The organism is Brevibacillus panacihumi W25, from assembly GCF_000503775.1.
Classification (GTDB): domain Bacteria; phylum Bacillota; class Bacilli; order Brevibacillales; family Brevibacillaceae; genus Brevibacillus; species Brevibacillus panacihumi_A.
The window spans coordinates 791,248-816,633 of record NZ_KI629786.1 but is presented as its reverse complement, the minus strand read 5'-3'; the positions used below and the strand labels follow the sequence as shown (position 1 = coordinate 816,633).

Sequence of the window (25,386 nt, the reverse complement as noted above, 5' to 3'; positions counted from 1 at the left end):
CACCAACTAGCAATTAACGGCTTGCTGGGCGCGCTGGCCGCTAAGGGCGGGTTCCGCCTTTTCCGTTGCGCCTGGGTCGAGATCCCAAATGCCTTGCGCTTTTTTCCCTTTTTTCCTCAACCAGCTGCTGTCCTTCATCGTTCTTTTGAATAATACAAAACAAAACAAAAGCGCCTTCGACTTTTCGCCGAAGACGCTATGCGGAAACCTCTTATTTTACAAAAGCTAACAGCAATTCGCGCACGATCTTGGAAGCCACGATCTGCGTCATCTCGCTGTGGTCGTATACCGGCGCCACTTCGACGAGGTCGCAACCAATGACGTTTGCGCCATTTTTCGCCATGAAGTGGATGGTATCCAGCAACTCACGGGAGGTAATGCCACCTCCCTCGGTTGTGCCTGTGCCGGGAGCATGTGCCGGATCCAATACATCGATGTCGATGGTCAGGTAAATCGGGCGATTGCCAATGGTAGGCAGTACCTGTTTTACCGGTTCCAGCACATCGTATTTGTACAGATGCATGTTTTCCTTCGCCCACTCGAACTCTTCCTTCATGCCGCTGCGAATCCCGAAGGAATAAACGTTTTTGCCGCCAATCAGGTCGCAAGCCTTTTTGATCGGAGTGGAATGGGAGTATGGATACCCCTCGTAATGGTCACGCAAGTCGGTGTGCGCATCGAAGTGGAAGATGACCATGTCCTTGTATTTTTCATACACCGCTTGGAAAACTGGCCAGGAGACGAGATGCTCGCCGCCGAGACCAAGCGGGAATTTGCCGTCTGCCAACACTTTCGAGACAAACGACTGGATGGCTTCCAGGCTGCCTTCTACGTTGCCGAATGGCAGGGGAATATCGCCCGCGTCGAAGTACTTGATTTCTTCCAACAGCCTGTCCAAATAAGGGCTGTACTCTTCCAGCCCGATCGAAACCTCGCGGATGCGGGTAGGACCAAAACGAGAGCCCGGACGGAAGCTTACCGTCCAGTCCATCGGCATGCCGTAAATAACGGCTTGGCTTTCCGCGTAGTCAGCATGGCTGCGGATAAAGACATTGCCGGAGTATGCTTCGTCAAAACGCATCAGGTAGCAGCTCCTCTCCGGTTAGTCGCGGGTCAGCTCCGCCACGAAGTTCGGCAGCTTGAATACCGCGTGGTGAAGATCCGCATTGTAGTATTTGGTGTCCATTGGCTTGATTTGGCTCGCATCTACTTCCAATGGATCGTGTTTTTTGGATGCAATCGTAAAGCTCCACAGACCCGATGGATACGTCGGGATGCTGCATGTATACAGACGTGTAACCGGGAAGATCGATTTCAGGTCTTTGAAGACGCGCTTGATCAGCTCGCGGTTGAACCAAGGAGATTCTGTCTGCGCCACCATGATGCCGTCTGGTTTCAGAGCATCGAAGATTCCTTGGTAAAAGCCTTTTTCAAACAAGCCTACTGCAGGTCCTACCGGTTCGGTGGAGTCAACCATGATCACATCGTACTCGCCTTTGTGATCGTGAATGTGTTTGATCCCGTCGATTACTTGCACATCGACGCGGGAATTTCCGGTCAACGCGCTTGCGATTTCAGGGAAGTATTTTTTGCAGGATTCAATAACTCCGCCGTCAATCTCAGCCAGAACTGCTTTCTCGACGGATGGATGCTTTACGATTTCGCGGATGGCGCCGCCGTCTCCGCCGCCTACAACCAAAACCTTTTTCGGATTTGGATGCGTGTTCATCGCGATGTGGGTAATCATTTCGTGGTAGACAAACTCATCCACATCTGTGGTCATGACCATGCCATCGAGGACCAGCATGCGACCGAACTGCTTGGTCGTAATGACATCGATTTGTTGGAACTCCGTCTTTTCACTGTATAACGTATCGGTAATTTTTGTTGTAATTCCGTGATTTTCTGTCTGTTTCTCGGTGTACCACAATTCCATATTCATTGTTATGTACCCTCCTTCAAATAACCGCATGATAACAGCCCCAAAACATAGCAGAAAACCCGGCCTCGGCACTCCTGGCACGGGCTAGGCTTCGTCGGCTGACAATACAAGAAAATTATAGTAGTTGCCCCCCAAAATGCAAGGTTTTTTTCTGCAATTTCCCTTTCGAAAAGCCAGCCAAGTTTATCCAATTGGACATTGACCCATACTAGAAGTATTACGGGTCTTAGTATACCCCGATCTGAACGATTTACCGATAGAAGGGAGGCGAAACGATGGAGGTCATCCGCGAGGCTCCACTAATTCGCTATCTGCGTTGGGCCAAGCAATTCTTAAAATTTTTCATACTCAGCATTTTGTTCGCATCATGCGCTGCGTTGCTGCTGCTTCTGTATTTGCGTTCACAGCCCTTGCCCGAAGCCTTTATCAAGCAGACAACGACGATCTATTCCGCAAACGGTGACGTGCTCGATACCATGCATCGCGGGGAAAATCGGATTCTGGTCCCGTTACAGGATATTGCTCCCGATCTGATCAATGCCACGATCGCCATCGAGGACCGCACATTTCGCGAGCATTACGGCTTTGACTTCAAACGGCTTGGAATGGCCGTCTACGTCAATGCGATTCATATGGACATGCAGCAAGGAGCAAGCACCATCACCCAGCAATTAGCTCGGAACCTGTACCTCACCATGGAAAAAACATGGGACCGAAAAATCAGGGAAGCTTTTCTGGCGATTCAGTTGGAGCTGAATTACAGCAAGGATGAGATTCTGGAGATGTATATGAACCAGATCTATTACGGTCACTCTGCATATGGGGCGCAGGCAGCAGCCCAAACCTATTTTGGGAAGGATGCCAAAAACCTGTCGCTGGCAGAAAGCGCCATGCTGGCCGGAATCCCGAAAGGTCCGACTTATTATTCTCCGTTCGCTGATTTTGAGCGTGCAAAAAGCAGGCAAAAGCTGATCCTGAACGCTATGGCTCGCGATGAAATGATTACTCCACAGCAGGCAGAGCAAGCCTACGCCGAAAAGCTCGTTTTTCGGGAGCGCTCTACGCAAGCTGCGGTTGATCCTGCTCCTTATTTCCGCGACTACATCGCGAATCTCGTGAAAAACAAGTACGGCATCGAAGAAGAGCAGTTCATTCACGGTGGCTTGAAAATCTACACGACCTTGGACCCGGTCATGCAAAAGAAGGCAGAGGAAATCGTGTCTTCTGTCATGCCAGCAGATAATCCGAACTTGCAAGTAGCTCTGGTCGCGATGGACCCGCTTACAGGGCAGATCAAGGCGATGGTGGGCGGCAGGAACTATCAGGAGAGCCAATACAATCGTGTTTTGGCAAAAAGACAGCCCGGTTCAGCCTTCAAGCCGATCATGTATCTGGCGGCTTTGCAAAACGGCTTCACGCCGCTGACCATGATGAAAAGCGAACCGACCGTCTTCACCTACGACCGAAACAAGCAGTACATTCCGCGAAACTTCGGTGGACGCTACGCAAACGCCATGATCAATATGCGGGAGGCAATCAAGACCTCAGACAATATCTACGCAGTCAAAACCATTGACTTCCTGGGTCCGCAAAAAGTCGTCGAGCAGGCGCAAAAGCTCGGGATCAAAAGTCCGCTTCTGGCTGTACCATCCCTGGCCTTGGGCACTTCACCCGTCTCTCCTCTGGAATTGAATGCGGCATATGCCGCTATTGTCAACAAAGGAGAGGCCGTCACCCCAATCGCGATCACAAGGATCGAGGATAACAAGGGAAATGTCCTGGTGGAAGAAAAAACGGAGAAAACCCTCGTAGCAGATCCCGTGGCTTCCTCCCTGCTGGTCAATCTGATGCAAAGCGTATTTGAACGAAGCGGCACCGGCTATCGTGTAGCCAATGAATTAAACCGCCCGGTAGCTGGAAAAACAGGCTCGACCGATGTAGATGCCTGGCTGAGCGGCTTTACACCGCAGCTCGTGACCACTGTATGGGTGGGCTATGATAAAAATCAGAAGGTGGATGATGTAAAAGAGGGCTATCTCTCGAAAAAAATCTGGGCGCAGTTTATGGAAAGCGCCTTGAAGGATCAGCCCCCTGCATTATTCGATATGCCTGCCGGCGTCGTTTCGGTCTACATCGATCCATCCTCCGGGAAGCTCGCTACCGAGCATTGTCCTGCACCCGAGCTGTTTTACTTTGCCAGCGGGACAGAACCGCAGGAATATTGCACGGATCATCTACCAGCCAATGAAACTCCGACACCGCTGGAGCCTCCAGATTCTTCTACGTTCTGGCAGCGAATGGGCAGTTGGTGGAAACCAGGAGAGTAACATGCGAAAAGAAGGGACCAATCCGTGTCCCTTCTTTTCTTCTTATTTGCCTTACGTGATATTTTGACCATTTTCTTCACCGCCGCCGACAACGCCGTTGCCGTCTGCGAATACTTGGTCATTACAAACTGTAATCAGACCGGCTTGCTCCAATTGATCCAATACCTCAAACATGCTGTCCCGCTTGCCAGCAGGCAATCTGCCAATAAATCGATTGATCTGTTGAGGGGGAACATGGCTGCGAAAATGGACTCCTCCAAATCTGGCGAAGTGCTCGTTCGCATTTTGCTCGCGAGGATCCTGGTTCACTGGATAGCGCCCCTTCCGTCAGACAGTTTGGTTGTGCATATCTATTTTTCCGCAATAGCGCCATTCCATGACCTGAAAAAAAAACCTCTCTGCACAGGAAAGCGTTTACTTTTGAAAAAGACAAACAGGGAAAGAGTGACGGCTCTTCCCCTGCTTGTTGACCTAGTGTACATGTACACAGATATGAACATAAGTTTACCTGACTTCAATACTGGTAACAATTGATTTCACGATTTGTTCACAGACCGTTCACGATTTCCAAGATCAGGACAATCCTTGCTTTAATTCTTCCGAGGAATTTTCCCACATGGCGGCGTTGTTATCGATTAAAAGCTTTTTCAGAGCCGCTTTTTCCTTCTCACCCAGCTCCGATACCATGATTCGGCGTTTCATCGAATAATCCATCCGGTTCACATGGTCTGCCAAAATCTTATAGCCTCTGCGCGCCTCACGGTCAATCTCCATGTAGCATGCCGTAGCACCGGCGTAATAAGGCCCCGATTCATTTCGGTCTACCGTCACCCATACCAGCCAATACGGCTTTCCGTTCGGGACCTCATCTTTGTTGGTCGTCCATTTGATGCCTTTTTCCACGGAGCTTTTCGCGTGCAGAGCACCCATATCGATATAAGCTTCATCTCCGTCAATAATGACAGAAGAGACTGCGTTAAGATCCAATACGCCTTGACCAAAGCCGCCATGTACATCGGTTTTGCCACTCATGATGGTAAAACCGCCCTTCTTGCTGTCAAAAATGTCCATTGCATTACCCTCCCGAATAGATCTGCTTACCTTATTCTACTCGGAAAAGAACGTGGAGGCAATTTACCCTTGTGCCCGGTTGCTTCTTCGCTGACGCAACCGCTGCCGATATTTTTTTCTGTTGTGTTTTCGAACCGCCTTGTCAATGAAATAGAGCAAAACGGTAATGACCAAAGTCGAATAGAAAGAAATCACCGCTTTTTGAAAGTAAATGACTGCGGCCCAGTCATGATCTGGAACTTCGATTTCAGAGACCAAATAACTGATGATCGGTGTAAACAGCAGAGAGACCCATAACCGATAACCAATGAACAGAAAAACTGTACCCATGATGACGATCGTCATCCAAAATCCGGACAGTCCCCATAAGGACATAATCGGTACAACGACTGCATAATAGAGATCGCTGGCAATACTTGCGACCATCCCATGTTCCTCCTTTTAACGGCTCATCTCTTCCTCTTCGATGAAACCATCGGGTCCCAATATAAATGGTCTTCCTTCCTCACGGTAGCGTTTGGGGTCTTCAGATGAAAATCTTCGTACCGTGATGCGGGGCGGACGCTCCTGGTTCGAACCTTCCGGCAATTGAAAAGAAAGGGGCTGTTTATCCAATACATGGATAGCGAGGACGTTGCCGTGGTATTCAACCGAAAGGTCATCCCACCATTCTTTTGGTTCTGGCTCGATGGTCATTTCCCTGCCGTCCTTCTGGATCGTCACATTGGGAAAGGAACCGTCTTCGCTGCTGATGATGTAATACAAGTAGTCAAAATTCTTGGCCGCAGAGCTGCGGACCCCATCACTGGCTTTGTCATTTCCATTCAACAGGTTGATAACTTGATGAATCACTTGTGGAATACGAGGAAGTGCGGCATGCTCTCCGTTGACGTAGAATTTTTTCTTGATGTCCCCTGAAGAGTAGTTGGCGCTTTCGTAAGGAACAGTTCCATCTCCAGCTTGATTGTCATAGTACGGAACAAAATTCTTGGTCTGAGGATGAACGAAATAACCAAGCAATGTCGAATGTCCCTGACCGACAATACTGTACTGCGGCACCTTGATCTGTCTGTTGTCCCATTTTTCATGCAGTTTGCTGGCTTGATGCACCAATGGCTCATATATCAATTGCAAATGTTTCACGCTGGTGAGGTCCTGGTAGCTGTATGGTTCTTTCTGGTTTTTCCAGAGAAACGGTGTGTTGCTTACGTATTTTTTGGAGGGCAGCAATTCGTACACAGCCGGTGCGTACTCGGCGATAATCTTGCCTGTCTGCGAAAGGAAGGTGACAATGCCAAAATCATAGCCGAATTGGATCGCTTGGTACGCCCTTGGAGAGCCCAAAAACGGTGTTCCCATATAGATGACCCGATTTACTTTAGACTGGTAGGACGGGTTGGACAAGAGGGTTTCCCGCACCAGCAGGCCTCCCATGCTGTGCGCCACCAGATGGACTTGCTGCGCTTTTGAATTTCGCAGGGCTACATCGATTTTTTCTTTTAAAAATTTCGCATTGTCTGCACTGCTATATCGCCAGTCATACGGCATGGCAAACAAGGTCCGATGCTGCGCATATCCTTGTTTTTTCAATTCTTTTACCATGCTGGCATACTGTTCGGACTTCTCATGTGCAGTAGGGACAGCATCGTTGTACGTTAAATATTCAATAGCGGAAAAACCTTCGTTGGCCCGTTCCGGGAAAACGCGAATGCCTTTTGTGCGTGGCTTTACCTCGATACTCTTCCCGTCCACTGGCATGAGTGAGAGAACTCTGCGATGTTGAGGATCGTTATAGGGTGGCAAAACAGTTCTTCCTATAGCCAGCCATGCCTCAGAGATGATCCCATTCTCCTCTACCTCCAGACGGGAACCGCCGATCCCAGGGATTAGAATGACAGGGATGGTATGAGTCTCCAGGGAAAGCTTGTACGAGTTGGCTGTAAAACCGGAGCTCCTGGCAGCCATTACCTTGATCACATAGGTACCCGCGTCGATGTTGCTCGTGATCTCTTCATTGGCGTTTTTGGATTTTTCCGATCTGCCGATGGTTCTCCCCTTTTCATCCAGCAAATACAAATCCATATCCATGCCGTTTGGTATTTCCCCCAAGCGGACGATCACAGTCGAAGTCCGCTTGAGCGAAAACCGATAGAAATCCACATCCTTCAAGCTGTGCAAATTGGCTGTCAGCGACTGCTCGTCTCCCATGTCATAAGCATCTGCTAGGGAATTATTCGGCTCGTATTCGTCTGGCTTGACATCGCCTTGCGCGGACTGAAAATCGGTTCGCAAGCGGTAGTATAGATGTGGATTATGGGAGTTTCCTTCCCCTTTTACCATCACGTAATACCATTCTCTTCGCTCAACACCGATGCCCTCTATCGTTTCGTCGGCATTTCCGGCAAGCTCCGATCGTCCCAGCTCCCGTCCGTCAGCATCGAACACGTACAATTGATAGTTCTGCTTGATCGGGATGTCCCGGAGCGATACATTCATAGTCCCGTTTTCAGTCGCCCTGATCTTCCAATAGTCTACGTCCCCGCTTTTGCCAATCTTGCCAAATGCATCTTGCTTGTCAAACAGCCAGTCGGCTTTTTTCATCGTGTCATTCGGCTCTATCTCAAAGACGACTCGACTGCTGCGCAGATCTGCTTCCGTGGGCTTTTCGCCATCGGCGTATTTTTCGTAAAATTCCTTTGCCAAGTCTTCCAATTGGGAAGTATCTTCTTTTGCCTCGTCATCGGGTTCCTGTTCGGCAGGCTCTTCCTTCTCGGGAGGAATGCTGTCTTCCACAATGATCATTTCAAGTTGATTCTTCTTCCGTGAAGCCTTTTTGTCCCAATCAGCCTTGCGCACTTCTCCTTTTTCTACTGTCTCTACTTTTTTGGGCAGCTCGATTTCCCATTGATGCTGCTGCTCCCCTCTTTTCGAGGAAGTGACGAGCATCACATGGATCGCCTCGTGCGATTCTGGGGACGCTGCCACAGACAGGCGGGCTGTTTTCCGGAATATTCGCGTTTTTTCCCATTCTCCCTGGGTGATGGTAAGCATCGCTTCATCCGGTGCAGAGGAATACTCAACCTGTATGCGGACCTCGCCATCCTCTAGCCATGCCACGGCCTCCTTGATTGCCGCCTGATCCTCCCGCGCCCATGCCGTCGGAGCCAGGCCGCTGATCACCAAGGTCAGCACCATCAGCAATTGGAATAGACGTGCGAAGGCTTTTCTCATAAAAATCCCCCCTTAACCGTTCTTCCCTGTCATCGTAGGAAAAGACAGAAGGGGGGTGCAAATAGATTTACTGTGTCGTGTGATTGCGGATGCCTTGCCTCTCCCACGCATTGGCGATAATGCGGAACGGAAGGCGGTAATCCGCCTGATCATGGCCGGAGAATTGCTGTTTATTGGCGTACGGATACCCCTTGTTCACGCCAAAACGGAATTGAATGTTGAAGTAGACTGCATAGCTCGCATCCTTTTGGAAGCCGCGTTGTTTGTCGCCCATCAATGGCGTATCGACCCCCGCCTCGCGCGCACCCAGCTTGGACGCTTGGTAATTAGGCCCCCGCCATTGATTTTCCGAGATGGGAAGCAGGGAAAGCCGAGATTGCAGCAATGTTTGTCTCTTGCCCGTCTCGTAGATCCAGCTGGTCGCCGACTCCACGACTGGATATTTTCCGCTGACGGGGTGGCGATGTCTGTCTTGCAGTTCTACCTGCGTCAAAATTCGTTCGCCCGCATAGAAATCATCTGGTTGGCTTTGTCGGTACCGGTCCCGAGCATGATACTCCAGCCATTCCGCCGTGTGATGAATCGATCCTGTCGCATTGGGTTCAAACACCTCAAATGTGCGTTTTCCCCCCGTTACCGTTATGGTGTAGCGCCCCGACATGCTTCGGCTCAGACTGCTGGCTTCGCAGATTTCCTCTCCCTCTCCTTCTTCCTCGTCATTTGGCATGCAGCGATCAAAGCTCAGGTCAAACACAATCTCATAATCCATCACGATCTGGAACCCGTTGATCTCCGCCAGGTATTTCTGGTTTTGCAGCGTCTGCCTCCACGTCGTCTGTGTCGGCATGCTTGTCCCGGTGTAGACGTATTCCCCTCCACGCGAGGCACTGCTCACCTGCCATTGCTGAGGAACTCCTGGTCCGCTTACTTTCAGATCCAGCATCGCAGGGGTATAGACGGCCATGCTCTTCGCATCCGAAATCCAGCCCGGCTGAGCGGTCACGACGATGTTTTTTGCTCCTTCTTCGGAAGCAAACTGTTCGAGCTGCTCTTTGTATTCGGTGATTTTTGCGTTAATGGACTGCTGTGTTCGCTGGAAGCCTTCATTGATCTTCGTCTGATCAATCACGACCTCAATTTTGGCAGGCTCCCGTTCCCACACGCCATCCACATGCAATCCAAGTTTCTCCAGCCTGCGACCTTCGCTGTCATAGAGCTCCAGTCCAATCTCGCCCCCATCAAAATCTTCCCCACCCCCCGGTGGACCAGGCGGCTCGATTACCCGAAGCACCTTCACAGGCCATGTGGCACGGTTGTCTGTCCAGATGCTTTCATTCTCCGGCTTGTTTCGGGACGGATTGATATGGGCGATAAAATCTTCAGACTGCTGGGGATATTGCGTAGGGACTGTTATTTTTCTCGTCTCCCCAGGCTTAAATTGGCTCACATCTAAAACCGTTTCTTTGTCAGAGCTTTCCCAACGGACAGCCAGCTTCGTATCATGCATGGTTTTTCCTGCATTTCTGACTTGGAATGTAATAGTCGCTTCCGTACCAGGCAGCTGTGGATCCTTGGGCGTGATGGTAAAACTGTTTTTTACGACCAAAAGATTTTCTCCCTGGCTTGCTCCAATTTGCAGAAAAATGCTCCCCTCACAATCCAGTACGGGGCCATTCGCATCGCTTCCGTTGTCTGTCCAAAAAAGGATTTTATACAATCCTTCGAGGACTTCACCTGAGTCCGGGTCGGTCGGAAACTGGAAGAAGTGGCTGTAATTGTAGGTATTGCTCGTTGACAACCATTTTCCGTTTCGTCTTGCCGTCCACTGTTGGGTATCTGGGTCCAACCAATGCATGGTAAACTCTGTTTTTTCTCCTCGTGAAAGGAATTGCGGCCGGTATTTGGAGTCAAAATCCTCTTGCGTTAGATGGAGCGTTTCTCCCCGCGAGACTTCCTTCTTCCACAAATAATCGTCGAAAGTGCCATATCGAATCATGGCCACTTCTAAATTGAAGCATTTTCGATCTGACATGATTTCAAACCTGAATTGAGTCACGCACCCAATATCCGATTCAAACTCCAGCGTAACCCAATCCCCTACATCAATATCGTCTGGCAAGGTTAAGTCGAATTTTTCATTCGCTGCCAGGGCTTTTGATACTGGCACTCGTTTCTTGTTTTTGATCAAGAACCATGTGCCGGGAGCATTTGCAGAGAAAGAAAGATTTGTTTCATAGCTTCCATCTGGTTTCGATGTAAAGTGTTTCAGATAAATAGGTTCGTAAACAGTCCCATCTGCATCTTCTCCACCTGGTGAAAACGGATGAGGAGGACTGCCATAGATTTTCAACTTCAATTTATGTTGCTCTGTGATTGTGCATGCTGTATCCTTCACGACTAGCGTAATCTCCCACGCACATTCGGGCCGATCCTTCCAGTTGGTTCCCTGGAAATTCAGTTTGATTTTATACTGTTTGCCTCTTTCTAAAGTAACTTCACGTGGGCCACGGAATGGTAATTCCAATTTGTAGTACGGGTATTCTACGATTTTCGTTCTACCGCCTATTTCCTCTTCATAGGCTGGCAGCGTTACGGTTTTACCATCAGGTTTGGTCACGTCCCATAAGACATAGGCGGTTTCCGTGTCGCCCTTGCTATTGCGAAAGTTTGCCTGGAAATAGACGGTACGTTCCGGCAGCACTTCCACGGTATCGCCATTGCGATAGGTGGTACCCGAGATGGTGATGATGGGGCAGGATTCTTCCTTTGACTCCGCTTTGACCTGGAAGGTTTTTTCCCAACAATCCTTTCCATCGTCACTTTGAAACACGATTCTGTAAGAGCCGGAGCTGCCAAAATAGCCAATGCCTCGTTTTCGATTGTTGCCCGATCCGGTCTCCATCTCGATGCCATTCATCGTAAACGTTCCATTTTTGGAAGCAAACAAGCTGATGTCAGCATTTTTTTCGACCATGATGGAGCTTCCGCCACTTGGTACAGCGTTATAGTCCTTTACATCGTCGCCGACAATTTGAAAGTCCATTTTGGTAGAGCTTTGATTGATCGTACAAACTGCAGGGGGTTCGGGTTCTTCTGGAGGGTCGGGGGGTGGGGGAGGAGTTTCTTCGCCAACCATAAATTGAACGGTGTAGGGGGTAGATTCATTGATCGTAGGTGATCCTTGACGGGAACGCATGTGGCGGTCTGTCATGATAAACGTGACTTCGTACAAGCCTTCTTCGGTAGGCGTATAGGTGTATTCGCCAGTCCACTCAAACGCCTTCGGATTGCTCGTCGCGCTTGGTTTTTCCAAGTAGCCGCTGTTATCTCGGATCTCTTGATTGGAATCCAATGACTTGTATCCCCTACCCGTTGTTTTGTTTATGACGGACAGATGGGTGATGATGATGCCGCGATCGTAGTAGGAGTAATCCTTGCCATGGGGAATGATTTTCACCGTGTCGTTGATTTTGAATTTTGTTTGGTCGTCTTTGATTTTTACGCCACCGGTGGGGCGTTGGGTGGTGCGGAAGTGTCCGACGGAAACGAAACCGCTACCTCGCGGGTCAAGGTTGTCGCCCATTTCGTAGCCTGCTCCTCCGGAGGCTGCTGCTAGTTCGGCTAGGTTGTAGGCGTTATATTTTTGAAATCCAACCCCAAGGGTTGGGGATACTTCCCTACTGTAAACATTTGCAGCTCCCCCGCCCAAAATATAGTTAGGGTTTCCACCAAATCTATTAACCCAATGTCTCGCTTCATTCAAATCGACAAAATACCAACCACGGTCAGTTTTTCCGTAATAATCGGAAAAACCTAACACTGTTTCAGTGTCTTTCACACCATCCACTTCAACCTCAGAGATATGCGCTCCCAATTCTCCTGGAATAGTTTCAATCTTAATCATAGTATATCCATCTCTTGGTATTAATTCTTTATGTGGCCCCACTGTAGCCACTATTATACCGTGAGGATTTGCTGCTTGGGCGTCGTAAGAAAAGTAAGGTACATCTAAAAACAGCATGCTGCAAATTATCAAACCACATGTAAAAAAATGGGTATATTTTTGTATAGACTTTAATAGCGCCATAGGAAGCTCACCTTAATCTTGACTAGAAAATTTCTGTGTATTTTTCACCCGTTCAAGAGTATAAAGATTCGAATAACGGTATACAGACGCAATCGAAATATCTACTTCATTTGTTGCAAAAAAGCCCATTAGACTAAAATCATCAATCTTTACTTTGAATGACTGCCCTTTTGAATAACTTACAATATCACTAGAATTTTTCTTGAATAGTTGTACACGTAAGTAAAGCAAGTTATCTCCTTTTGGAATTGTCCCCATCAAATAACCATCTTTGATTTTTAGGCTATTATGAAACTCTAACGCATACTTCTCCCCTAGCTCAATCTGATACTTATCCTGCCACATCTTCCGCAAAATCACTGCGGCCTGTGATCTCGTCACGGGTAAATCTTCCCGAAACTTTGGGTTCCCAGGGGGCGCGGGCTCCATCCATCCCCACGTAACCAAGGCTCCCGTATTGGTAAATCCTTTATCCTTCACACACCGATAAGGCTTCCACGCATTAAACACCAGCAAAGCCGTCTCTTCCTTGTTCAACAGCTTGTTCGGGTTGATCTCTACGCCTGCCAAAATCCCTGCTTTCTGCGCTCGCTCATATGTCGCTTTCGCCCAATGCCCTTCCGGCAACTGCGGAACAGGCTCCCCTTCCTTGACTTCACGAATCGCCACGAGACTGGATACAAATTGTCCCTGGGAAATTTGATCTTCTCCATGAAATTGACTGTCAGGATACTTCCACATAAAGCCCTTCAAAAGAGCAAACTCAATCGCTCCTTTTTCCGGAGTAGCGGAATAATTCGCTGTTAACGGATCAGCCGCTGCCACCGGTGCAGGACCAGCGAGTGCCCCCATCATGAAAGCTGCAACCAACAGAGTCGATAGAATGTTTTTCACAGCAAGCACCTTCCCTTTCACTCATTCTCATCATCTATGTTCCTGGAAAAAAATCTTTGCAAGGACCTCTCCGGAACGTCACCCTCCAATTTATCCACGACTTCGCCATTCCGGACGAGAAACACCGTAGGGGTCACTTCCGCCCCCAGTTCCTGCGCTTTTGCCAGCTGGTCTTCTTTGAAAATATCCAACTTCTCCACTTGCCACCCATCGTGCTGCTGAAGAAAGTCTGCCGTCACTTTTTCAAAAACAGGCTTGAAACTGTTGCAGTACCCGCAGCTATCGCTGTACACGTAAACAATCCTGTCTTTTTTCTCCTGACTGGCTGCCCCGGCTACCAGCAGCAAACCTGCCACGAGGCAAACCAAGAAGATGGCAATTCCGTACACCCATTTCCACCTGAATCCGACCACACCCTCCACCTCCAGAAGATCATAAAAACGGTCATGACCGTTTCCCCAGAAAAAAGCCCTTATCCCCTAGCTCCATTCTCACTGATTGGCTTGGGACAAAAAAAGACGCCGCAAACCAATGGAGTTTGTGCGTCATGTGTGGTCAGATATTTGATTTTCCTGCACTCCCTGGCTACATCAAAGGAGCGGTGTCTATTTCTCCTTGCATCAAAAGCTTCAGCTCTTCCACAAAGGCTTGTCCCTTTTGGATTTCTTCCTCGGTGTACCGCTGCTTGCTTTTAAAGGTAAATATCTTCCTGACCATCTCTTCATAAGGAAGATGATTGAAGTAAAGAATCGTCGATACCAATTCGAGAAAACGGGAATTCTCCTCGTTCATTCGTCTGATCACTTGCTCTCCGCGGCCGAATTGGACATCCTGGAAACGCAAAAAATCACGCCCTGACGGATTCAGGGTATAGCGATACATGTGGATTGCACCTTTGCTCTCCACCTGCTCGTCCAAAAAGCCCATATTGCAAAGCTCATCCACACGCAGCGTCAGCTCTTCCGAATACGGACCGTACATATGAAACTCGTATCGTTCATCAAAATCCATGTTGAGATGCTTTCCTATGTAGACCATCTTCTGCAATTTTTTTCGTCCACTCACCTCGCCCGCGATCTCAATCAGGCGAATGATCTTGGCGTGACGCCTCAACATTTTCCATCACTCCCAGGCGTTCTCGAATCTTTTGGGAGATGTCCCCCGATAAAGCCATTACTTTATCCATCGGAAAGTATAATTTGTAGTCAAAGCGCCGCTTCCCACTGATGGCCTGTACGATCTCCGACTTCTGGGAAAGCTCAACTAGCTCGCCAGACGGCATCTGGAGCATGATCGGAATGCGCTCCTCTTCTTCTCCAGCACGGTAAAAATCATAGGGCAGATCCGAAGTCGTGTCCACTTCCAAATAATAGGCAGGATCAATCCCGGCTTGCTCGAACAACTCTTTTAATTCCGGCAGCAGTTGAAACCCTTTAGAATGAAATTCGACGTATTTATACAGATTCCTGTCCAAAAAACGGGCGCATAAATCTTTTAAAATTTCATCCTTCTCCTTGCGCCACATCTGCATGTAGAACAGGATCACCGACTCGTCGAGCGCCAGATAATCCGCCAACTCTACCTTGTCCTGCAAAAAAGGCAAGAGCATCAATGGCTCCTGGCGGAACGAGTAGCCTTGCCTGAACAATTCCTTGGCGCGCTGAAAAATCTTGCGCAGCACAACCTCGCCACTGCGTGTCACCGGATGGAAATAGACCTGCCAATACATCTGGTAGCGAGACATGATGTAGTCCTCGACTGCGTGCATGCCGCTGAACTTGAACACGATCCCATCCTCTTGCGGGCGCATGACTCGCAAGATCCGTTCAATCTCAAAATTCCCGTAATTGACCCCGGTATAGTAGGCGTCCCTCAGCAAATAGTCCATCCGGTCCGCATCGAGTTGGCTGGAGATCAGGCTGACAATCAGCTTGTTGTCATAGGTTTTCGCAATGACCTCTGCCAGCTTTTGCGGAAATCCTTCATCGATGCGGCGCAAAATGGTGTTGATTTGGGTATCGCCGAGCAAAATCGCACGCGTCCAATCCTCGTGATGATAGCGAAATACTTTTTCAAAGGAATGAGAAAACGGGCCGTGTCCGACATCGTGCAGCAAACCAGCGCACAGGCACAACAGCTTTTCTTCATACGTCAATTGAATGCGTCCTTCAAACGTCTCCAGAATTCGGCGCATGAGTTCATAGACGCCAAGCGAGTGGTTGAAGCGACTGTGTTCGCCGCCGTGAAAGGTGAAAAAGCTGGTGCCCAGTTGCTTGATCCTGCGAAGCCGTTGAAACTCGGCGGAGTTGATCAAATCCCAGATAAACCGATCCCGTACATGCACATAGCGGTGCACAGGGTCTTTAAACACTTTTTCTTCTTCAAGAAGCTGGGGCTGTAGCATCTGGACACTCCTTTCCTGTCTCGCATTCTCTCTGTTCTAGCTCTATTGGTTTTTATCATAGCAAAAAAATCCGAAGAATGTCCTTTCAGTATAGACCAAATGCCGACTCAGTAGGAAGATACAGGTGAAAATCCACAAAAAAACAAGCGACAGGCATGCTTTGACGCCTGTCGCTTTTCCGTCATTGGTTAATGCAGTTCTGCTTCCTGTTCATACAACTCTGGTCGTTTCGCTACTTTCCTCGCCAGCCTTTTGAGCTTGCGCTGGGTCAGTACCGTATAAAAGGAAGGTACGACAATCAAAGTCAGCAGCGTCGAGAACAACAGACCCGATATAATCGTGACAGCCAAAGGCTGGAACAAAACATCCCCGGAAATGGCCAGCGGTGTCAGACCAGCCACTGCGGTGAGCGACGTGAGCAAGATCGGACGCAGACGAGCCTCCCCTGCCTGAATCACAGCCTGCTTCAGTTCGACTCCCGTATGACGCGCTTCTTCAATAAACTCGATGAACACGATACCGTTGCGCACCACGATTCCCGCGAGCGAAATCACACCCATCATCGTCATGAACCCAAGCGGCGTCTGGGTGACAAACAACCCGATCAAGCTGCCGGATACCGCTAGATAAACGGTACTCATCACCAGCATGGGAATAGATAGGGAGTAAAACTGCATGGCGATCAAGATCAGAATCAGGAATACGACCAGCACGGACAATTTGCCCATATCAATAAAGATGTCGGTCTGCTCGGAGGTTTCCCCGCCAATCTCATAACGGTATCCCTCAGGCAGCTCCATTGCTTTCAGCATCGGTGAAATCTCTGCCATCACCTCTGTTGCGGTCCGCCCTTTCAGTTCGCTTGTAATCGTCACGCTGCGAGACAGATTGCGATGCGGGATCGTCTGGGTGCTAAAGGTTGGCTTTACTTCTGCCAACTGGGATAGCGGAATCAGTTCGCCGCGTGCATTGGCCACGCTCAGGCGCTGGAACAACAGGGACGGATCTTCTTCGTCCTTTTGCAAAAAGAGCTTCATATCAATCAGCTCGGTGCCATCGTCAAACTGACTGACAGTCAAGCCCTCACTCACCAGACGCAAGGTCTGGGACAGCGTGTTGTAGTTCACCAGCTTTTGCTCCATCAAGTCTTGATTGACAACAAATTCCAGAGAATAGCGTTCGATGCCGAAGTCATCCTGCACATCATAGGTGCCGTTCAGCTTGGCGACCTGATCCTTGATTTGTCCGGAGATCGAGCGAAGCGTCTCGATGTCCTCGCCGTACACGCGGATCACCACCGGTTTGCCCACAGGAGGTCCAGCCTCCAATTGCTCCGGCAAAATGCTGGCTTCTGGGTACATCGTTTTAAACGTTTCCGTCCAACTGTTCAGCAGCTCATCGATGTTCGCCTGGCTTTTGTCATAGCGTACGACAAGCTGGCCGATTGTCACTCCTCTTCCGGCATCTGTATCGCCGCTAAACATTTTCGGAGCGCTTCCCCCTGCATAGGAGGCGACCGATTCTGTGGCTGGCTGCTGCAAAATCCAGTCCGAGACACCGCGCACGACACGATCCGTCTCTTCCACGCTGCTGCCGACCGGCACGCGAATGTTGACCAAAAACTGCGGGCGGTCATCCTTCGGAAACAACTCAATGGGCGTAAAAGGAATCAAGCCGTATGCAGCGGTTCCAATCAATACTCCAACCATCCCTGAGAGCAACGGACGTTTTAAAATTCTCGGCATCACTCGATCCGCGTACCAGCGGGTCAGCATGACAATTTGCTTGCCGAGCAGTCCCGGCGGCTTGCTGTGGTCATTGTTGCTCTGGCTTTGGCGACGCAGCTCCCGCCAATGGCGAAAGATCGGAATGATCGTTAGCGACATGATCATCGAGGCCAGCATCGTCAAGGAAATGATAGCCGGAACGGGGCGAATGAATTGCCCGACATTCCCATTCAAAAACATCAGAGGAGCAAACGAGGCAATCGTAGCCAACGTAGCCGTCACAATGGAGATCGAAACCTCATTGGCACCTTTGACAGCTGCTGTCAGCGGTTTTTCCTTGAGCACAAAGAGTCGCCGTTCGATATTGTCATTCACTACGACCGCATCATCGACGAGAATCCCCAGCACGATGATCAGGGAAACGATCGAAATCATGTTGAGCGTAATCCCCATTCCCGGCAAAAACATCATGCCGACTGCAAGCGAAATCGGGATGGCCAGCGCTACGACAAAGGAAGTGACCAGATTCAGACCCAGGGTGCAAACCACAAGCACCGCAGCGACCGCGATCATCATTTCTTTCGTCAAATCGCCAAACAGCTCGTCGACGCGTTCTTTCTGGCTATATATCGAATGTGTTTGCGCGTAGTCCGGCAGCGATTTTTTCAAAATAGCCATCAAATCATCGACGCGTTTTTGCAGGGAAGGGACGTCGCTGCCCGTCTCTGCATTCAAGCTGATCGTAAGCGAGGGCTTGCCGTTGTAATACGACATGGATTGGACTGTTTCGGTCGTCAGTTCCACTCGTCCGATATCCTCGAGATAGATGGGAGAGCCATCGACCGGAGAACGGGCGATCAAGATGCGATTCAACTGCGCAATATCCGTAAACTCAGCCAATTTGAGCTGGTAGGTGCGGTTTGCGCTAGTCAAGTCCCCGAGCGGCACTCGTTCGTTCTCCGCCTTGATCGCCATCATTACCTGACTCCAGTTGATCCCGTACTGGCTCAGCTTTTGCGTATCCACTTCGATCCGCACTTCCTGATCGGGAAGCCCCGTGACGGTCACATCCGCTACATTCGGGATGGTACGCAGTTGGCTCTTCCACGAATCCATCAACGGTCGCAGGCTGTACAACTGCTCAGTCGTCTCAGCCGTCACTGCCAGGCTCTGGACAAAGGTACGGTTTAGATCGTCATTGATGATAGGCTGCTTGGCGTCCGCAGGCAGATCCGCTTCGGCATCCTTTACTTTTTTCCGCAATTCATCCCATTTTTGCTTGGGATCGACATCGCTTTTGGTTTCGACGAGAATGAACGAGACTCCTAACGAAGAAGACGAGGAAATATAGTTGAGGCCTTGGATCTCATTGATTTTCTCCTCCAGCTTCTTCGTTACGGCCTGTTCTACCTTTTCCGGCGAAGCTCCTGGATAGATCGTCGTTACAGTTGCCAGATTGACGATAATGTCTGGCGATTCCTGCTTGGGAAGCTGAAAAAAGCTCAAGAAACCGACAAGCACGAGCATGACAAAAAACAGCAGCGTAATTTTGCGCTTGCGGACGATGTATGCGATCACGGGTTGGTACCTCCCATCACCTCGATGGCATCCCCATCGAACAAGCGGTCGACACCCTTGACGATCACTTGCTCTCCTGCTGTCAATCCGCTGCGAATCTCCAGTTTATTTTGAATCATGCGGCCAATTTCCACCTGGGTTTTCACCGCTTTGCCGTCTTTGTCGACGAACACGTGTGCATCCCCTTTTCCCCTGCTGATAACTGCCTCGACGGGAACGAAAATACCTTCCTGGCCTTCGATGGATTTGGTCGCTTTCACCACTTGGCCTGCATACCAGTCGTGTTTTGGGTTCTCAATCTGCACCTCCACGCCGATCGTCCCTGTGCTTTTGTTGGTCGTCGGGTAGATGTTGACTACTTTCCCGTCCCTTTTCTCGCCATACAGTTCGATGGCAACAGTCTCGCCGACCTTCCAGGCGGAGATCTCCCGGTCCGGTACGGGCAGAACGACTTTCAACTGATCGATATTGCCGATATGGTAGACGGGTGTTCCCGCGCTGACCAGATTGCCCGCAGAGGAAAGCTTGGAGAGAATGGTCCCGTTGATGGAGGAGTGCAGCTGGGTCTTCGCCAACGTCGTGGATGCTGCTTCCTGGGAGATGACGGCTTGCTGATAGGTTGCCTGACTCAGCGTTTTGTCCTCTGTCCTCGCTCCCTGTGTGATCAACGAGTAGGCATGCTGCGCGTTTTCCAGATCCTTTTGTGCCAGCTGCAGGCGGTTTTGCATGCTTTCAAAGTCGCTTTTGGAAATGGCGTTCTCCTGATACAGCTTTTCGATCCGTTGAAAATCCTCCTGCGCCTGCTGCTGCGCGATGTTCGCTTTGTCCACCAAAAGCTTCGCCTGTGCGATCTCCTGCTCCCGCGCTCCATTCTGCACCTTGCTCAATGTCGCGGCGCTCTGCTGAACCGCTGCATGGGTCGAGGCCACCTGCAGCTCGTAATCCGTATCGTTGACCCGCGCCAACAGATCTCCCGCCTTCACATTATCTCCTTCGCTGCGGTCCAGCTCCACGATCCGTCCCGATACTTCAAAGGAAACCAGTGCTTCCTCCCAAGGCTGCAGCGTTGCTGAGAGTTCCGATACCTGCTGAAGCTGTTCCGTTTTCACCGCTTCGACGACAACCTGCTTCGTCTCCTGTGCAATCGGAATCATCTCCTCGGAGTTGCTGCTGCAAGCTGTCGTGACCGCAAGCCCAATCATGGCAATCGGAACCAACCAACGTTTCGTCATGGCACTTTCCGCTCCTTTTTCTAACCCATCTTCTGATTTATGTACCTTTGGTGATGCCATTCAGCAGAATATCTGTGGTCTCCTCAAACAACTGCTCCTCCGTCATTCGCGCCCCGAGATCGATATGCATGCGATGCACGGCCAAAAACGCATGGAAAAAGGTAGAGATAAACATCGCCGCAGCGGACCAGACATTCAGTTGCTGCGGCAGATGCCCTTGCTCCTGAAAACTCTTCAGCTTGTTGCTAAGCAGTTCGATTGCTGACAGCGGAAGATTGCTGAACAACTTGCCTACCTCCGGGTGATTTTCTGACTCGATCACACAGATCAAAATCACTTCTTTTCGATCAATCATCAGGTTGTAGTAAGTCCGACCGTAGTCGATCAGCATCTCCCGGATTTGGGTAAAGTCACCCTGGAGGCTGTTTTGCAGAGGCTGGCGAACATCCAGCATTTCTGACAAAAGCTCGACGACGATTCCTTTCTTATTGGTAAAATGGCGAAAAATCGTTACTTCGTTAACCCCGGCAAGCTCAGAAATCTTGCGTGTCGTCGCTCCCTTGAAGCCTTTCTTCGCCATCAGCTGCCTTGCCGCTGCCAAAATGCATTGTCGTGTCCCTTTATCACCCGTAGACTCGTTTTTTTTCGAATCCTCCAATCATCCCACCCTCTCTATGCAAGCACTTGCTTGCATATTGATTGCCAAATTTAGTATATCCACTATCCGCATGCATGTAAATACTTGCATGCAAAACTTTACCATTCTTTACATTTGCGGCGGGCTTGGCACTGCAGGTTCATTCTCTCCGCCCAGTCTGCGCCTTGCTGTTTCATTTCTGCCCAATGCCGGCACATGCTCTCCCGCTTGGGCCAGCCCCCAGACAGGCATATTTCCGTACAGGCACTCGTATTTTCCCGGCTCCACCAGATACGTCTCGTGGAAAATTCCGACGGTACCGTCCGTCCCTACAGCTTTATTGAAATTTCTCCATGCGGTCAGATGTTTTTGCCCTTTTCGCGCGTAATTTTCCAAATGCTCGTAGGAACGCCAATATTGGATTTGTGTGATTTCCCGTGAATTCATGTGAGAGGTCGTACCGAGGAAACCCAGCTCCGGATGCTGGTACAATTCCTTGAGCATTCCGCCCATTGCTTTGGCTACGGGCAGCCATTTGTGTACCGCCCATCGCTTGTTGATTCTCATTCCGATGATAAAAACGACGAATGGTCCATCCATTTTTGCCGTAAAACGGCCGGGAATTACTTTTGCCATTCAAAACACCTACCTCTGCAAAGGTTTGATATGCATGTCATAAAAAGCCATGTAATCGGGTGACTGACAGAGATGTGCTGACAAATAGGAACCGTAAAACGTGGTGAACACCAGAACGACCCCTTCCTCTACGGAAAGGCACTCTGCCAGCTCGCCATCCTCTTGGGCTTCTTTCATCGCTCGGCTGAAAAGATCGTGCAGCGAATATTGCACGATTTCCTCCGTGTCCTCCCTCTCTGGAAACAACAGCTGCATTTCAGCAGGCGACAGCTCGGGAATCCAGGGATGCATGCTCTGTTCTGCCAAAAAGCTGATCAGGCTGAGCATGATGCCAGGCTGCTTCTGGGATTGCTCCGCTACTTTGGAAAAAATGTATCGTACGGCAGCCCATCCGCGCTTGGGGGAATCCGCCAGTTCAACGAAGCGCTCCGCTTGCCAGACGCTCATGAAGTAGACCAGCATATCTTCTTTTTGCGGGAAAAACTTGAAAAAGGTCACCTTGGAGACTTCTGCTCGCTGGCAGATATCCTCTACCAAGACAGTACGAAAGGTACCTTCTCCGATCAGTTCCAGGCCAGCCTGCAGCAGCGTCAGCTTTGTCCTTGCCTTCTTTTTGTCCCGCAGGGTAATCGTTTGCGCCATGATTGCTCCTTTTCTTGCATCGTGTATTTGTGTTTATCTTAGTATATAAGTTAACTTAAGTAAAGTTTTTTATTTGAGTAAATCGGGGATTTATTTGTATTTGTTAGGTTGTCCTCCAGCTTTACTGCCGGGGGAGGAAAAAGGGAGAACGCTCTAGGCCGGTTGGGATCTTTGCTGGGGGCATCTCTGACCGCTTCCACTCCAAAGGCGGAACCGCGGCCAAAAGCAGCCGTCTCATGGAAGTGAATCAGGGTTGGCCGCTGAGAGCGTGTTCCGCCTTTTCCGTTCCAGCTTGGTTAAGATCCCAAATGCCTTCGCTTTTCTCCCTTTTTCCTCGACCAGCTTGTTGTGGAATCCCTACTGTTTATAGGTTATTCATGGAGGTAAAAAACAAAAAGCCGGGATTGAAGGGGATCAATCCTGGCTTTTCTCTAAAGTAAAAATAGCTTCAACCAAGCGTTTCAAGTCACTCGGCAATGGGGCTGACACCTGCACTTCTTCGCCCGTCAACGGATGGGAGAAGCTCAGCCTGGAGGCATGCAAGGCTTGTCGTCTCATTCCGGCACGGCTTCCCTCGTACATGGTATCGCCGACCAACGGGTGCCCCAGATGGTGGAAATGGACGCGAATTTGATGGGTTCGTCCCGTCTCCAGCCACACGCGAACCTGCGTGTGCTCCTTTGAACGCTGCTCTACTTCGTAATGGGTAATGGCATCGTCACCATTGCGACTCACCCGTCGTCTGGTGGGATGATGAGGGTCCCTGCCGATCAGCGCCTGGATCGTTCCCTTGTCGGATGCGAGATGGCCTTCGATGACAGCCAGATACTCGCGGTGAATGCCGCCTTCCCGCAGCAATCGGTCTGCCAGTTGATGCCCATAGCTGCTTTTGGCGATCAGAATCGCACCTGACGTGTCCTTGTCCAAGCGATGCACGGGGTGGACTCCCGCTGGCTCTCGTCTTTGCTGAAACAAAGCTGTCAGGGCATGAACGAGCGTATCCTTTTGTCCAGGTCTTAACGGATGCACCATCATCCCAGCCGGTTTATTGGCGATGAGCAGATGGTCGTCTTCGTATAAAATATCGACTGGGAGGCTGACACTGGTCTCCGTTACCGCAAGGGTGGTATCCGTCCTGTATTCTGCGACGCGAACCGAGACCTTGTCTCCGGCTTTGACCTCTCTTTTCAGAAAAGGCGTTTTGCGATTCAGCAGAATTCCCTTGCTTCTCGTCAGCCGCTGCAGCATGCGGCCAGACACATTCAGTTTTTGACGGACAATCTGCTCTACACTCATGCCCGCATCATCATCTGTCACGACGTATTCCAACCAGTCTTTGCGACTCACATCTCATCCCTCAGTTTCCATGCTATGTACGATGCGACCGCTCGACTTGCTGACCACGGTCATGCTTCGGACTCCATTGTAGCAAAAGGATCGAGCCACATGCCAGACCGGTCTCATCCACTTTTATGAAAAACGTCGAGACGTTTTTCACAGAAAAAAGACGTCTTGAATCGCGTGTTCAAAGTTCGGCGCAATTTCGCTTTTGCCCATCTCCAGCCATTGTGTGACATGGCCTTCCTCTGCCAAGAATTCACTTCCCAACAAACGGCCAGCAACAAATGCATGCAATTTATTTTTCCATCCCAAGCGGATCATAGGATAACCCCCCGAAACAATTTTATAAACTTATTTGTATATTAAGTATATAATGATGATTGGTAATTTGTAAACATTTTTGTTTAAAAAATAAAATAACCCCCGATCCGCGTCGGAGGTTACTCGAGGCCCTATTTATTTCGAGGTGAACAACCTATTTCTTCAGGTTTTCAGGATTAAGCCCTTGCAGCTCCGGCAGCACGAACAGACCGTCTTTGCGAATCAGAACGTCGTCGAACCAGATTTCCCCGCCGCCGTACTCGGGACGCTGAATATTGACCATGTCCCAGTGGATTTGGCTGCGGTTGCCGTTGTCGGCGTTGTCATAGGCGCGGCCAGGCGTGAAGTGGAAGCTGCCAGCAATCTTCTCGTCGAATAAAATATCATTCATCGGGTGCAGAATGTACGGATGGACGCCAATCGCAAACTCGCCGATATAGCGCGCTCCTTCGTCGCTGTCCAGAATCTCGTTGAGCTTCGTTGTGTTGTTGGCAGTCGCTTCAATAATCTTGCCATCTGCAAAGGTGAGCCGAACATTTTCAAACTTCGTTCCGAGGTAGCTGGTAGCCGTGTTGAATGTAATCGTACCGTTGACGGAATCACGCACAGGCGCCGTGAAAATTTCGCCGTCCGGAATATTGCGCAGCCCTGAGCAGATGACATTCGGAATATCTTTGATCGAAAAGCTCAGATCGGTACCCTGTCCGACCAATCGCACTCTGTCTGTTCGATCCATCAGGGCTTTCAGCGGCAAAAAGGCTTCATGCATATTCTTGTAGTCAACCGAGCAAACGTCAAAATAAAAGTCTTCAAACGCTTCCGAAGACATGTTGGCGCTCTGAGCCATGGCCGCAGTCGGGTAGTTGAGCAGAGTCCAGCGACAGTTGTTGATCAGGTAGTCATTCAGCTCCTGCATCACTTTCTGATGTTCGCGCCGACGTTCGACAGGCACATCTGCCATCTCGCTGTCATTGACGGGACCGTTAATGACGATATAGGTATCCAGATCCTTGAACATCGGCTCCTCCCATCTCACCAGATGTTCTGCGCGCTCCTTGCCCGTGCCCATCATCAGTTCCCTTTGGATGCTCGGATCCAGGATCCGGACGAACGGGTAAGCCCCCTTGGCGTAGGCCTGTTTCACCAGCTCTTTTGCCAAGGCGTGCCCCTCTCCTCGCACCTCAATCAACAAGCTTTCCTTTTCCTGCAGACGTACCGAATGGCTCAGCAAATTCTCCGCAAGCTTGACAATACGCGGGTCCAACATACGATCACCCTCCACGTTCCTGATTTGTGATTATTAAAAAATATTTTAC

General features: G+C 49.9%; 20 protein-coding genes. 1 reads left to right on the top strand and 19 read right to left on the bottom strand.

What is annotated here, in order from left to right; genetic code table 11:
* Positions 1–211: 211 nt before the first annotated feature.
* Both speB and speE read right to left on the bottom strand, forming a co-directional pair.
* On the bottom strand, positions 212–1,081 hold the full coding sequence (gene speB / locus T458_RS53460) for an agmatinase (RefSeq protein WP_023559342.1): 870 nt from the start codon (positions 1,079–1,081) through the stop codon (positions 212–214).
* 21 nt (positions 1,082–1,102) lie between these two features.
* Positions 1,103–1,936: a polyamine aminopropyltransferase gene (gene speE / locus T458_RS53455; RefSeq protein ID WP_031306258.1), complete on the bottom strand. Its 834-nt coding sequence runs from the start codon at positions 1,934–1,936 to the stop codon at positions 1,103–1,105.
* Positions 1,937–2,217: 281 nt separating this feature from the next.
* On the opposite strand from speE, the gene T458_RS53450 reads away from it, so the two are divergent.
* Complete coding sequence (locus tag T458_RS53450; RefSeq protein WP_023559340.1) at positions 2,218–4,269, top strand: transglycosylase domain-containing protein; 2,052 nt, start codon at positions 2,218–2,220, stop codon at positions 4,267–4,269.
* Positions 4,270–4,320: 51 nt separating this feature from the next.
* Here T458_RS53450 and T458_RS56745 read toward each other — a convergent pair whose 3' ends face one another.
* From T458_RS56745 to T458_RS53375, 17 genes are all read right to left on the bottom strand, one after another.
* The gene (locus tag T458_RS56745; RefSeq protein ID WP_023559339.1) at positions 4,321–4,578 is read right to left on the bottom strand and encodes a hypothetical protein; all 258 of its coding nucleotides are present in this window, start codon (positions 4,576–4,578) and stop codon (positions 4,321–4,323) included.
* 264 nt (positions 4,579–4,842) lie between these two features.
* Entirely contained in the window at positions 4,843–5,340 is a 498-nt protein-coding gene (locus T458_RS53445) for a YwhD family protein (protein ID WP_023559338.1), read from the bottom strand.
* A 63-nt stretch (positions 5,341–5,403) separates the two neighbouring features.
* Positions 5,404–5,766 (bottom strand): hypothetical protein, encoded by a 363-nt coding sequence (locus T458_RS53440; protein WP_023559337.1) that lies wholly within the window; start codon positions 5,764–5,766, stop codon positions 5,404–5,406.
* Positions 5,767–5,781: 15 nt separating this feature from the next.
* Complete coding sequence (locus T458_RS53435) at positions 5,782–8,571, bottom strand: lipase/acyltransferase domain-containing protein (RefSeq protein ID WP_023559336.1); 2,790 nt, start codon at positions 8,569–8,571, stop codon at positions 5,782–5,784.
* Between the two features lie 67 nt (positions 8,572–8,638).
* Entirely contained in the window at positions 8,639–12,475 is a 3,837-nt protein-coding gene (locus tag T458_RS53430) for an ABC transporter permease (protein WP_144083910.1), read from the bottom strand.
* A 195-nt stretch (positions 12,476–12,670) separates the two neighbouring features.
* Positions 12,671–13,552 (bottom strand): S-layer homology domain-containing protein, encoded by an 882-nt coding sequence (locus tag T458_RS53425; RefSeq protein WP_144083909.1) that lies wholly within the window; start codon positions 13,550–13,552, stop codon positions 12,671–12,673.
* Between the two features lie 17 nt (positions 13,553–13,569).
* The gene (locus T458_RS53420) at positions 13,570–13,965 is read right to left on the bottom strand and encodes a thioredoxin family protein (protein WP_023559333.1); all 396 of its coding nucleotides are present in this window, start codon (positions 13,963–13,965) and stop codon (positions 13,570–13,572) included.
* A gap of 172 nt (positions 13,966–14,137) precedes the next feature.
* Positions 14,138–14,668 carry a YwgA family protein gene (locus tag T458_RS53415; RefSeq protein ID WP_023559332.1) on the bottom strand — a complete coding sequence of 177 codons (531 nt, stop codon included), beginning with the start codon at positions 14,666–14,668 and terminating at the stop codon, positions 14,138–14,140.
* A complete protein-coding gene (locus tag T458_RS53410; protein ID WP_023559331.1) occupies positions 14,631–15,956 on the bottom strand; it encodes an HD domain-containing protein in 1,326 nt (441 codons plus the stop codon). Before T458_RS53410 ends, T458_RS53415 begins: the two co-directional genes overlap by 38 nt.
* A 188-nt stretch (positions 15,957–16,144) precedes the next feature.
* Positions 16,145–19,261 carry an efflux RND transporter permease subunit gene (locus T458_RS53405; protein WP_023559330.1) on the bottom strand — a complete coding sequence of 1,039 codons (3,117 nt, stop codon included), beginning with the start codon at positions 19,259–19,261 and terminating at the stop codon, positions 16,145–16,147.
* Positions 19,258–20,493, bottom strand: coding sequence for an efflux RND transporter periplasmic adaptor subunit (locus T458_RS53400; protein ID WP_031306255.1), 1,236 nt, complete (start codon positions 20,491–20,493; stop codon positions 19,258–19,260). Before T458_RS53400 ends, T458_RS53405 begins: the two co-directional genes overlap by 4 nt.
* Before the next feature lie 37 nt (positions 20,494–20,530).
* The gene (locus T458_RS53395; protein WP_023559328.1) at positions 20,531–21,151 is read right to left on the bottom strand and encodes a TetR/AcrR family transcriptional regulator; all 621 of its coding nucleotides are present in this window, start codon (positions 21,149–21,151) and stop codon (positions 20,531–20,533) included.
* A 108-nt stretch (positions 21,152–21,259) separates the two neighbouring features.
* Positions 21,260–21,766, bottom strand: coding sequence for a DUF4188 domain-containing protein (locus T458_RS53390; RefSeq protein WP_023559327.1), 507 nt, complete (start codon positions 21,764–21,766; stop codon positions 21,260–21,262).
* A gap of 9 nt (positions 21,767–21,775) precedes the next feature.
* Entirely contained in the window at positions 21,776–22,408 is a 633-nt protein-coding gene (locus T458_RS53385) for a TetR/AcrR family transcriptional regulator (RefSeq protein ID WP_023559326.1), read from the bottom strand.
* 414 nt (positions 22,409–22,822) lie between these two features.
* Entirely contained in the window at positions 22,823–23,755 is a 933-nt protein-coding gene (locus tag T458_RS53380; protein ID WP_023559325.1) for an RluA family pseudouridine synthase, read from the bottom strand.
* A 147-nt stretch (positions 23,756–23,902) separates the two neighbouring features.
* Positions 23,903–24,070 carry a hypothetical protein gene (locus T458_RS57380; protein ID WP_023559324.1) on the bottom strand — a complete coding sequence of 56 codons (168 nt, stop codon included), beginning with the start codon at positions 24,068–24,070 and terminating at the stop codon, positions 23,903–23,905.
* 154 nt (positions 24,071–24,224) lie between these two features.
* Positions 24,225–25,337, bottom strand: a complete 1,113-nt coding sequence (locus T458_RS53375; RefSeq protein ID WP_023559323.1) for an aminopeptidase — start codon at positions 25,335–25,337, stop codon at positions 24,225–24,227.
* Positions 25,338–25,386: the final 49 nt, after the last annotated feature.

Bases quoted from the DNA above. Each gene is read 5' to 3' on its own strand.
- speB (WP_023559342.1), bottom strand. From the start codon at position 1,081: ATGCGTTTTGACGAAGCATACTCCGGCAATGTCTTTATCCGCAGCCAT.
- speE (WP_031306258.1), bottom strand. From the start codon at position 1,936: ATGGAATTGTGGTACACCGAGAAACAGACAGAAAATCACGGAATTACA.
- T458_RS53450 (WP_023559340.1), top strand. From the start codon at position 2,218: ATGGAGGTCATCCGCGAGGCTCCACTAATTCGCTATCTGCGTTGGGCC.
- T458_RS53445 (WP_023559338.1), bottom strand. From the start codon at position 5,340: ATGGACATTTTTGACAGCAAGAAGGGCGGTTTTACCATCATGAGTGGC.
- T458_RS53440 (WP_023559337.1), bottom strand. From the start codon at position 5,766: ATGGTCGCAAGTATTGCCAGCGATCTCTATTATGCAGTCGTTGTACCG.
- T458_RS53435 (WP_023559336.1), bottom strand. From the start codon at position 8,571: ATGAGAAAAGCCTTCGCACGTCTATTCCAATTGCTGATGGTGCTGACC.
- T458_RS53430 (WP_144083910.1), bottom strand. From the start codon at position 12,475: ATGATTAAGATTGAAACTATTCCAGGAGAATTGGGAGCGCATATCTCT.
- T458_RS53415 (WP_023559332.1), bottom strand. From the start codon at position 14,668: ATGTTGAGGCGTCACGCCAAGATCATTCGCCTGATTGAGATCGCGGGC.
- T458_RS53410 (WP_023559331.1), bottom strand. From the start codon at position 15,956: ATGCTACAGCCCCAGCTTCTTGAAGAAGAAAAAGTGTTTAAAGACCCT.
- T458_RS53400 (WP_031306255.1), bottom strand. From the start codon at position 20,493: ATGACGAAACGTTGGTTGGTTCCGATTGCCATGATTGGGCTTGCGGTC.
- T458_RS53390 (WP_023559327.1), bottom strand. From the start codon at position 21,766: ATGGCAAAAGTAATTCCCGGCCGTTTTACGGCAAAAATGGATGGACCA.
- T458_RS53385 (WP_023559326.1), bottom strand. From the start codon at position 22,408: ATGGCGCAAACGATTACCCTGCGGGACAAAAAGAAGGCAAGGACAAAG.
- T458_RS57380 (WP_023559324.1), bottom strand. From the start codon at position 24,070: ATGATCCGCTTGGGATGGAAAAATAAATTGCATGCATTTGTTGCTGGC.
- T458_RS53375 (WP_023559323.1), bottom strand. From the start codon at position 25,337: ATGTTGGACCCGCGTATTGTCAAGCTTGCGGAGAATTTGCTGAGCCAT.